The organism is Streptomyces sp. NPDC029216 (assembly GCF_040648015.1).
Taxonomy (GTDB): Bacteria; Actinomycetota; Actinomycetes; order Streptomycetales; family Streptomycetaceae; genus Streptomyces.
Genome location: NZ_JBEZWL010000206.1, coordinates 1 through 9,582 on the forward strand (window position 1 = coordinate 1; position 9,582 = coordinate 9,582).

Annotated in this window: 8 protein-coding genes and 1 pseudogene; 2 read left to right on the plus strand and 7 right to left on the minus strand. The window is 74.5% G+C overall.

Annotated features, from left to right (window positions below; translation table 11 throughout):
- Window positions 1-88 precede the first annotated feature (88 nt).
- The 3 genes from AB0F18_RS36520 to AB0F18_RS36530 all read right to left on the minus strand — a co-directional run bounded on the left by AB0F18_RS36520 (window position 89) and on the right by AB0F18_RS36530 (window position 3,754).
- Window positions 89-1,399, minus strand: coding sequence for an alpha/beta fold hydrolase (locus AB0F18_RS36520; protein ID WP_362068981.1), 1,311 nt, complete (start codon window positions 1,397-1,399; stop codon window positions 89-91).
- Between the two features lie 119 nt (window positions 1,400-1,518).
- Complete coding sequence (locus AB0F18_RS36525; RefSeq protein ID WP_362068984.1) at window positions 1,519-2,604, minus strand: S-(hydroxymethyl)mycothiol dehydrogenase; 1,086 nt, start codon at window positions 2,602-2,604, stop codon at window positions 1,519-1,521.
- Window positions 2,605-2,686: 82 nt separating this feature from the next.
- The gene (locus tag AB0F18_RS36530) at window positions 2,687-3,754 is read right to left on the minus strand and encodes a LysR substrate-binding domain-containing protein (protein WP_362068987.1); all 1,068 of its coding nucleotides are present in this window, start codon (window positions 3,752-3,754) and stop codon (window positions 2,687-2,689) included.
- Between the two features lie 71 nt (window positions 3,755-3,825).
- On the opposite strand from AB0F18_RS36530, the gene AB0F18_RS36535 reads away from it, so the two are divergent.
- Together AB0F18_RS36535 and AB0F18_RS36540 are read left to right on the plus strand one after the other, a co-directional pair.
- Window positions 3,826-4,809 (plus strand): dihydrodipicolinate synthase family protein, encoded by a 984-nt coding sequence (locus AB0F18_RS36535; RefSeq protein WP_362068990.1) that lies wholly within the window; start codon window positions 3,826-3,828, stop codon window positions 4,807-4,809.
- A 393-nt stretch (window positions 4,810-5,202) separates the two neighbouring features.
- Window positions 5,203-5,955: a LysM peptidoglycan-binding domain-containing protein gene (locus AB0F18_RS36540; protein ID WP_362068993.1), complete on the plus strand. Its 753-nt coding sequence runs from the start codon at window positions 5,203-5,205 to the stop codon at window positions 5,953-5,955.
- Here AB0F18_RS36540 and nadE read toward each other — a convergent pair.
- From nadE to AB0F18_RS36560, 4 genes and pseudogenes are all read right to left on the minus strand, one after another.
- Window positions 5,949-6,797: an ammonia-dependent NAD(+) synthetase gene (gene nadE, locus AB0F18_RS36545; protein ID WP_362068996.1), complete on the minus strand. Its 849-nt coding sequence runs from the start codon at window positions 6,795-6,797 to the stop codon at window positions 5,949-5,951. The genes AB0F18_RS36540 and nadE overlap by 7 nt on opposite strands.
- Window positions 6,798-6,919: 122 nt before the next feature.
- The gene (locus AB0F18_RS36550; protein WP_362068999.1) at window positions 6,920-7,525 is read right to left on the minus strand and encodes a response regulator transcription factor; all 606 of its coding nucleotides are present in this window, start codon (window positions 7,523-7,525) and stop codon (window positions 6,920-6,922) included.
- Window positions 7,522-8,748 carry a sensor histidine kinase gene (locus tag AB0F18_RS36555; protein WP_362069002.1) on the minus strand — a complete coding sequence of 409 codons (1,227 nt, stop codon included), beginning with the start codon at window positions 8,746-8,748 and terminating at the stop codon, window positions 7,522-7,524. Before AB0F18_RS36555 ends, AB0F18_RS36550 begins: the two co-directional genes overlap by 4 nt.
- A gap of 144 nt (window positions 8,749-8,892) precedes the next feature.
- Window positions 8,893-9,582: pseudogene (locus AB0F18_RS36560) on the minus strand (hypothetical protein); the annotation flags it as partial.

The window sequence follows — 9,582 nt, forward strand, 5'->3', positions numbered from 1 at the left end:
TCCACACCTACAATCACCACCGAGGACACACCGCGCTCGCAGGCAAACCACCCGCCAGCCGCGTCCCCAACCTCACTGGGCAATACACCTAGGCGTCGAGGAGGGTGAGGAGGCGGTCCAGGACGCGGGGGCCGCCCGCGCGGACGCCGTCGTGTTCGAACTCGTCCGTTACCCAGGTGCGCAGGCCGCGGATCGTGCGGGCCGTGCGCAGGGAGTGCTCGGTGTCCACGTACATGTCGTCGTGGTAGACGGCCGCCGCCACCGGGACCTCGTTGGCGGCGAGCCGTGCCGGGTCGTAGAGGGGCTGCCAGCCGGTGCGGGCCGCCAGGAGTTCGGCCGTGTCGCGCAGCGGGGCCAGGGCGGGGTCGACGGTGAAGTGCCAGGGGTGGATGGTCTCGCCGGTGAACAGGAGGGGTTCGTCGCCCGCGAGGGTCTTCGCGGCGTCGAAGCGGGGGTGGGCGGCGCGCACCCGCTCGGCGGCCCAGCCGGTGGGGGCCGCCGGGTCCTGGGCGTAGATCGCCTCGTGGAGCAGGGCGTACAGGGGGTGGCCGGCGAAGGAGAGGTGGGAGTGGGCCGCTTCGAGGAAGGCGTCCGAGAGGGCGGGGCCCGCCGGGGTGGGGACGAAGGCGTCCTCCAGGAGGTAGTGGAGCTGGTGGCTGCCGTCGCCGGTGCCGAGGAGCAGGCCGAGGGACTGGAAGGCCTCGACGGTGAGCCGGTAGCCGCCCGGGAGTTCGGCGGGGCGCTCGGCGAGGTGGGCGGCGATGCGGCGGGCGCGCTCGGCGTCCATGGGGTAGCGGGCGTAGTGGGCGAGGTTCTTGCGCTCGATGCGCGGGTACGCGGCCTCGTACACCTGGGTCGCGGTGGCGTCGAGGGAGGGCAGGCCGCCGGTGATCAGGGCGGCGGTGAGGCCCTCGGGGGCGGTGGAGAGGTAGTGGGTGGTGCAGAAGCCGCCGAAGCTCTGGCCGAGCACGGTCCAGGGGGCGCCGCCGGTCAGGGCGCGGCGGACGGTCTCGGCGTCGCGGACGATGGAGTCGGCGCGGAAGTGGGCGAGGTGGTCGGCCTGCTCGGCCGGGGTGCCGCGCAGGGGCAGGGTCTGCCGGTTGAGCGGGGTGGAACGGCCGGTGCCGCGCTGGTCGAGGAGGAGGACCCGGTAGTCGGCGAGGGCCCGCTCCAGCCAGGCCTGCCGCCCGGTGAAGCGCCGCGCCCCGAAGCCGGGGCCGCCCTCCAGGTAGAGCAGCCAGGGCAGCGCCTCGGGGTCCTTGCCGCTCGCCACGACCTCGCGCGCGTAGAGCTCGATGTGCTGCCCGTCGGGGCGGGCGTGGTCGAGCGGCACGGTGAAGTGGTGGTCGGTGAGGACGACACCGGGCTGGCGGTAGCTGTGGCTGCGCTGGCGGGTCACGGACGGTCCCTGGGGTGTGGGTGCGGGCCTCCGCCCGTGGCCCCGGCCGGGTCGCGGCCGGGGCGGACGGAGGTGTGCGGTCCGCCCGAGTCTACGGAACCCGCCCCGCGTTCACCCGGTCAGAACTGCACCACCGAGCGGAGGACCTCGCCGCGCTCCATGCGGGCGAAGGCGTCCTCGACCCCGTCGAGCGGGATGGTCTCGGAGACGAAGGCGTCCAGGTCGAGCCGGCCCTGAAGGTAGAGGTCGATCAGGAGCGGGAAGTCCCGCTCGGGCAGGCAGTCCCCGTACCAGGAGGACTTGAGGGCGCCGCCGCGGCCGAAGACGTCGAGGAGCGGGAGTTCGAGCTTCATCTCGGGCGTCGGCACGCCGACCAGCACCACGGTGCCGGCCAGATCGCGGGCGTAGAAGGCCTGCTGGTAGGTCTCGGGGCGGCCGACGGCCTCGACGACCACGTCCGCGCCGTTCCCGCCGGTCAGTTCCTGGATGGCCTTGACCACGTCCTGCGTGCGCCCGTTGACGGTGTGGGTGGCGCCGAGCCCGCGCGCCCACTCCAGCTTCCGGTCGTCCAGGTCCACGGCGATGATCTTCGAGGCGCCCGCCAGCCGGGCACCGGCGACGGCCGCGTTGCCCACTCCCCCGCAGCCGATGACGGCGACGGAGTCGCCGCGCCCGACGTTGCCGGTGTTCAGGGCGGCGCCGAGGCCGGCCATCACCCCGCAGCCCAGGAGTCCGGCGGCGGCGGGCGAGGCAGCCGGGTCCACCTTGGTGCACTGGCCGGCGGCGACGAGGGTCTTCTCGGCGAAGGCGCCGATGCCCAGGGCCGGGGAGAGCGGGGTGCCGTCCTCCAGGGTCATGGGCTGGGTGGCGTTGTGCGTGGCGAAGCAGTACCAGGGGCGGCCGCGCTTGCAGGCCCGGCAGGTTCCGCACACGGCACGCCAGTTGAGGACCACGAAGTCGCCGGGGGCGACGGAGGTGACGTCCGGGCCGACGGACTCGACGATCCCGGCCGCCTCGTGGCCGAGGAGGAAGGGGAACTCGTCGTTGATGCCGCCCTCGCGGTAGTGCAGGTCGGTGTGGCAGACCCCGCAGGCCTGGACCTTCACCAGGGCCTCACCCGGGCCCGGGTCGGGCACGAGGATCGTGGTCGTCTCCACCGGTGCGCCCTTGCTCCGCGCGATGACTCCTCGTACGCGATGTGTCACGTCGTACCCCGTTCTGTCGGATCCGGTCGGATCGGTCTGGATCATCGAACGTACACGGGCGGCGCCCCGTACGGGAGTTGTGTCACGCCCCGGCGCGCGGTACGGCCAGATCCGGCGGTACGGCGGCCCGGAGCGCCGCGGTGAAGGCCGCCACGGCCGGGTGGGCGCCGGCCCCGTCGCGGAACGCGATCTTGGTGCGGCGTTCCATGTGGAGGCGGGTCAGGACGACGCCTGGGGCCGGCGGGCCGGTCACCCCGAGCTGCGGTACGACGGCCACCCCCTGCCCGGCGGCGACCAGCGCGAGGACGGTGGCGAACTCGTCGATGCGGTGCCGGACGCGCGGGGTGAACCCGGCCGCCTGACAGGCCCGCAGGGTCATGGCGTGGCAGAGGGTGCCGGGGGTGGCGGTGATCCAGGGCGCGTCCCGGTGGGCCCGCAGGACCGTGCCCTGATCGGGGCCGACGGCGGGTCCCGCGGCCGGGCCCAGCCCGCGCGCCGGGCCCGCGTGCGGATCCGGGTCGGCGTCCGCGCGCGGGTACGGGGTCGGGTCCGCGTCTGAGCCCGGGCCCGGGCCTGGGTACGGGTGCGGGTGTGGGTCCGGGTGCGGGCCCGCGGCCGGGCCGGGGGCGGCCAGGTACATCGCCTCCCCGTACAGCGGGCGGGTGGCCAGGCCCGGCTCCGGCGGCGTGGGGACGAAGTCGTACTCGTGGACCAGGGCCACGTCCAGGTCCCCGGCCCGCAGCGCGTGCGCGACCGCCGCCGGGTCGGTCTCGTCGACCATCGGCTCCAGCGCCGGATGCCGCCGGGCCAGGTGGACCAGCGCGGCCGGGACCAGGGCGCGGGTCGCGGTGGGGAAGGCCCCGATGCGCAGCACCCCCGCGAGGCCGCTGCGGGCCTCCGCGAGGTCGGCGTCGGCCCGTTCCAGCCGCTCCAGGACCGCCTCGGCGTGCCCGACCAGGTTCTGGGCGGCCGGGGTCAGCCGGACCCGGCGGCCGGTGCGCTCCAGGAGCGGCAGTCCGGCCTCGCGCTCCAGGACGGCGAGCTGCTGGGAGACGGCCGAGGGGCTGTAGGCGAGGGCCTCGGCCACGGCGGCGATGGTGCCGCGGCGGGCGAGTTCACGCAGGAGCCGCAGGCGGCGTACGTCGAGCATCGGCTCAGCTTACGGATCACGTAAGGAACGTGAACTGGATTCGGTGCTCGGAGCGGGCGAGGCTCTTGCCCATGCGACAGGACACGGAGCAGTACACGGAACGGCGCACCGAACAGACGGCCCGTCAGGCGGCGGAGCCCTCCCTCGGCGGGATCCACGTCCCGCTGGTCACCCCCTTCACCCCCGGCGGGGACGTCGCCGCCGGAGCGCTGGAGGCCCTCGCCCACGAGGTGCTCGACGCGGGGGCCGCCGGGATCGTCGCCCTGGGCACCACCGCCGAGACGGCCGCCCTGGAGGAGGCCGAGCGCGATCTTGTCACCGAGGTCTGCGCCCGGGTCTGCCGCGAGCGGGGCGCGCTGCTCACGGTGGGGGCCGGGGCGATCGGGACCCGGGCGGCCGAGGCCTCGCTGGCCCGGCTGGCGCGGTGGCCGGAGGCGGGGGCGGCGCTGGTGGCCGTGCCCGCGTTCGTCCGGCCCTCGGCGGCGGGGGTGCTGGCGCACTTCGCCCGGCTGGCCGGGGCGAGCCCGGTGCCGCTGATCGTCTATCACATCCCGTACCGGACGGGACAGCCGCTGGACGCGGCCGCGCTGCGGGAGCTGGGCTCGCTGCCCGGGGTGGCCGGGGTGAAGTACGCGGGCGGCGGGATCGACCAGGAGACGGTGGCGCTGCTGGGCGACCTGCCGGACGGGTTCGCCGTGCTGGCGGGGGACGACGTGTACGTGTCCCCGCTGCTCGCGCTCGGCGCCTCGGGCGGGGTCCTGGCCTCGGCGCACCTGGCGACGGAGCGCTTCGTGGAGCTGGCCGGCGCCTGGCGGGCCGGTGACGTGGCACGGGCCCGGGGGCTGGGGCACGGGTTGGCGCGGCTCTCGGCGGCCCTCTTCACGGAGCCGAACCCGGCGGTGGTCAAGGGCGTGCTGCACGCGCAGGGGCGGATCCCGGCGCCGGACGTACGGCTCCCGCTGCTACCGGCGTCCGAGGCGGCGGTGGCGGGCGCCCTGAAGGAACTGGAGGAGCTGGAGGGGCTGGAGGGGCTGGAGGGGCCGGCCGCGCTCTGACCCCGCCGAAGCGCGCCCGATTCATCACCATCTGAGGGTATTAAGCACTCTCGCGTGAGTCGCCCCAATCAGCGGCATCGGCCCGCGAATTGACCGTATTGAGCGCGGGAGCGGAGGGCCCGGCGGGGCCGTGATGTGAGCCACACCCGCCGGGCCAACATCAATTTCCCCGGAAGGGTCGATTCCCTTTTCCCGGAAAGGGAAACCCGGATTTCCCGAGAAGTTTTTCAAGGTCATTTCGCGGGCGGCCTCCGGGAAGTCGATCTCCGGGCGGAATTCGCGTCTTGTTCGGCCCCGCGCGCTCGCCTACGGTCACCTTCATTCCCGGTGGCCGACTGCCGAATCCGGCCGCCACCCGGGCTCTCCCGTACCCCACACGTGAGGAAATGCGCCATGCCCGCATCGGGTAAGCACCGCCGGCCGAAGCAGCACAAGATCGCCCGCAAGCTGGCCTTCGCCGGCACCGGCGGAGCGGCTCTCGCCCTCCCCCTGATCAGCGCGACCACGGCCGGGGCGGCCGTCGCGCAGCCGGCCGCGGCGCCCGCCGCGAGCACCGTGGCACTTCCCGCTGCCAAGCCGGCCGCGGAAAAGGCCGCGGCCCCCGTGGTCTATTCCGTGGTCGGCGGCGACACCCTGGCGAAGATCGCGGCGGAGCATTCCGTGAGCGGCGGCTGGCAGGCCCTTTACGAGGCCAACCGCTCGGCCATCGGCGCCAACCCCTCCGTCATCCGCCCCGGCCTCAAGCTGACCCTCGGCGGGGCGGCGAAGGCCGCCGCCGCCCGCGCCGCGGCGCTCACCGCCAAGCCCGCCGCCGCCAAGACGTACGCGAACAACCTGGACGGCTGGATCCGGGAGTCGCTGGACATCATGGCCCGGCACGGAATTCCCGGCTCCTACAACGGAATCCACCGCAACGTGATGCGCGAGTCCTCGGGCAATCCCCTCGCCATCAACAACTGGGACTCCAACGCCGCGGCCGGCATCCCCTCCAAGGGGCTGCTCCAGGTCATCGACCCGACCTTCCGGGCCTACCACGTGCCGGGCACGCCGATGGACTCCTACGACCCCGTCGCGAACATCACGGCCGCCTGCAACTACGCCGCCGCCCGCTACGGCTCCATCGACAACGTCAACGGGGCCTACTGAGCCGGAAGGTGCCCCGGGGCGATCGGCAGCCGGCGCTTGTGGTCGGTGAGCCGGTAGCGGCGGACGATCGTCTCGAAGGCCCGCCCGTCGACCGGCTTGCCCTCCAGGAAGTCGTCGATGTCGTCGTAGGTGACCCCGAGGGCGTCCTCGTCGGCCTTGCCCGGGTCGAGGGTCTCCAGGTCGGCGGTGGGGACCTTCCACACCAGCTCGGCGGGCGCGCCCAGGGCGTCCGCGACCCCGCGCACCCGGCGCTTGGTCAGGCCGGTCAGCGGAACCAGGTCGGCCGCTCCGTCGCCGAACTTGGTGAAGAAGCCGGAGACCGCCTCGGCGGCGTGGTCGGTGCCGACCACCAGCCCGTCGTGGGCGCCGGCCACCGCGTACTGGGCGATCATGCGCTGCCGGGCCTTGATGTTGCCGTGGACGAAGTCCTGGTGGTGGGCGTCGCGGAACTCCACGCCGGCGGCCCGCGCGGCCTCCAGGGCGGCGTCGCTGGCGGGCTTGACGTCCACGGTCAGGACCTGGTCGGCGCGGATGAAGGACAGCGCGAGCTGGGCGTCGTGCTCGTCGGCCTGGACCCCGTAGGGCAGGCGCATCGCGTAGAACCGGGCCTCGTGCCCGGCCGCGCGGGCCCGCTCGACGGCGAGCTGGCACAGCCGGCCCGTCGTGGTGGAGTCGACCCCGCCGCTGATGCCCAGGACGAGGGAGCGCAGACCGGTGGAGGTCAGCCGTTCGGCGAGGAAGGCCACCCGGCGCTCGATCTCCCGCTCGGCGTCGAAGGTCTCGGCGACCTCCAGGTCCCGGGCGATCTCCTGCTGCAGGGCGATGGACGCCGGCTCGCTCACGTCTGCTCCTCGTTCTCCGCGGTGTGTCCCCGCTGTCCGCGGGTTCCGCGCTCCGTTTGACGGTGTGCTGTCGCCCCCACCCTACCCAGCGGCGCCGACGTCCCCGGAGCCCCCGTCGTGGGTCAGAGCCAGCCCTGGCGGCGGGCCGCGCGGACGGCCTCCATGCGGTTGCGGGTGCCGGTCTTGCCGATGGCCGCCGAGAGGTAGTTGCGCACGGTCGACTCCGACAGGTGCACCCTGGCCGCGATGTCGGCGACCGTGGCCCCGTCGACGGCCGCGTTCAGCACGTCGGCCTCGCGCGGGGTCAGCGGGTTCGGGCCGGCGCTGAGCGCGGCCGCCGCCAGCGACGGGTCGATCACGGTCTCCCCCGCCAGCACCCGGCGGACCGCGGCGGCCAGTTCCTCCACCGGCCCGTCCTTGACCAGGAACCCGGCGGCCCCCGCCTCCATCGCCCGGCGCAGGTAGCCGGGGCGGCCGAAGGTGGTCAGGATCAGCACCCGGCAGCCGGGGAGGGCCGTACGCAGTTCGGCGGCGGCGTCGAGGCCGCTGCGGCCCGGGAGTTCGATGTCGAGCAGGGCCACGTCGGGCCGGGCGTCGAGCGCGGCGGGCACGATCTCGTCCCCGGCGGCCACCTGCGCCACGACCTCGATGTCCTCTTCGAGCCCGAGCAGCAGGGCCAGGGCGCCCCGCATCATGCCCTGGTCCTCCGCCAGCAGGACCTTGATCATCCGTTCCCCTCGTCCTCGTGTGCGGCCGCCTCCACCGGGAGTTCGGCGGTGACCCGGAAGCCGCCGCCGGGCACGGGGCCGCTGGTCAGCGTGCCGCCCGCGGCCGCGAGGCGTTCTCCGAGGCCGGTCAGTCCGCTGCCCGGCGGGGTCGAGCCTACGCCGCGGCCGTCGTCGGTGATCACCAGCCGGACCCGTTCCGCCGCGGCGTGCACCTCGATCTCGCAGGTGGCGGCGCCGCTGTGGCGGACGGCGTTGGTGGCGGCCTCGCGGACCACCCAGCCGAGCAGGGCGGCGGCCTGCGGGGGCAGCGGGGGGCCGGACTGGCGTACCGCGGGCTCGATCCCGGCGCCGGTCAACGCGCCCCTGGCCCGGTCGAGTTCCGCGGCCAGGCTGGCCTCGCGGTAGCCGGTGACGGCTTCCCGGATCTCGGTGAGGGCCTGGCGGCCGACGGTCTCGATGTCGCGTACCTGGCCGAGGGCGGCCTCCAGGTCGCGGGGGGCGATGCGCCGGGCCGCCTCCGACTTCACGACGATCACCGACAGGGTGTGGCCGAGCAGGTCGTGCAGGTCCCGGGAGAAGCGCAGCCGCTCCTGGTCCACCGCGGCCCGCGCCAGCTCCTGCCGGGTGTCGCGCAGTTCCCGCACCGTCTCGGCCAGGGCCAGGATGGCGGCGGTGACCATGCCCGACAGGAAGGTCCCGTAGACGATGCCGAGGGCGTCCCAGCCCTCCCGCAGCCCCGCGATCACCCCGGCGAGGGCGCTGAGGCCGAACATCACCGGGGCGAGCACGCGGCCGCGGACGACCGCGCCGGTGGCGAGGCCCAGCAGCGGGAAGAACAGCAGCCAGCTGTCGCCGAAGGCGCCGGCCAGGGCGCAGGTGACGGCGCCGAGGGCGGCCAGGCACCACCGGGTGGCGGCCGCCTCCCGGGCCCGCTTGTCGAAGGCCCGGAACACCAGGGTGATGTAGAGGGAGTTGAAGACCAGCAGGCCCAGGGCGCCGATCCAGGGGTTGGGGGTCTCGCCGTGGATGACGTTGGAGACGGCCCCCATGCCCAGGAGCAGCCAGGGCAGCAGGGTGAAGGCGTTGGGCGGGCCCATCGGGCCGCTGCCGTAGTCGGGGGCCTCGCCGCGTGCCTTGCGGGCCTTCTCCGCCGCCCGCCATTCGGCCTTGCGGGCCGGCCAGTCGGCCTTGTACTCCCGCATGATCCGTCGTGTCTCCTGCATGTCCGTTCCCCGTTCCGTGGTCCGTTCCGTCCTTCCTGAGCGACGGTACGAGGGCCGGCGGGGGCGTCTGCAGATCCGTGCGTACGGTCCTGGGCAGTACGAATGTCACAGGCCGGACGGCAGCGCGCGCGGCCGCCCGGGTGGTCAGGTCTTGACCACCTGCTTCACCTTGCCGTCGGTGCCGGCGAGGACGTACCCGCCCCGGCCGTACTCGTCCATGAAGTACGGCCGCATACAGGGGACGTGGTCCATCATCCAGGGCTCGACGAGCACGTAGCGCATCGAGGGGGCCGTGACGCCGAGGTCGCGCTGGGACTGTTCCAGCAGGCCGGGGAGGGCGTCCCAGTTGACGGTGGACATGTCGATGACCGGGTCGCCGTCGTCGATGGTTCCGTCGGCGCCGGTGCGGCGGGCCGTGCCGCCCCGGTACTCCCAGGCGTCGAGGGTCTCGGCGCCCGGTGCGGTGGGGATCTTGGCCAGGACGTAGCCGTCGTAGACGCTCAGGTCGGCGAAGGTGGTGGTGCCGGTCTTCTCCTTGAACGCGGCGATGGCGGTGCGGACGGCGGCCGGGGTGAGCATGCTGCCCTGCGGCTTGGACGGGGCGGTCTTCGGGGTGACCTGCTGGGGGTTGGCGGAGGCGGGGGCGTCGTCGGTGGACGGGCTCGGGGTGGCGGCGCCCTTGGCCTGGGTTCCGGAGGAGCCGGAGGAGCCGGAGGAGCCGCCGTCGGGCAGCGCCTGGACCAGCCCGACGGCGCCGCCGGTGAGGGCCACCACGAGCAGACCGCCGATCAGGACGGTGCGGCGGCGGCGCGCGGGGGCCGGGGGCGGCACGGG

Coding starts and splice junctions, on each gene's coding strand:
- AB0F18_RS36540 (WP_362068993.1), top strand. CDS start 5,203: ATGCCCGCATCGGGTAAGCACCGCCGGCCGAAGCAGCACAAGATCGCC.
- AB0F18_RS36555 (WP_362069002.1), bottom strand. CDS start 8,748: ATGCAGGAGACACGACGGATCATGCGGGAGTACAAGGCCGACTGGCCG.
- AB0F18_RS36530 (WP_362068987.1), bottom strand. CDS start 3,754: ATGCTCGACGTACGCCGCCTGCGGCTCCTGCGTGAACTCGCCCGCCGC.
- AB0F18_RS36550 (WP_362068999.1), bottom strand. CDS start 7,525: ATGATCAAGGTCCTGCTGGCGGAGGACCAGGGCATGATGCGGGGCGCC.
- AB0F18_RS36535 (WP_362068990.1), top strand. CDS start 3,826: ATGCGACAGGACACGGAGCAGTACACGGAACGGCGCACCGAACAGACG.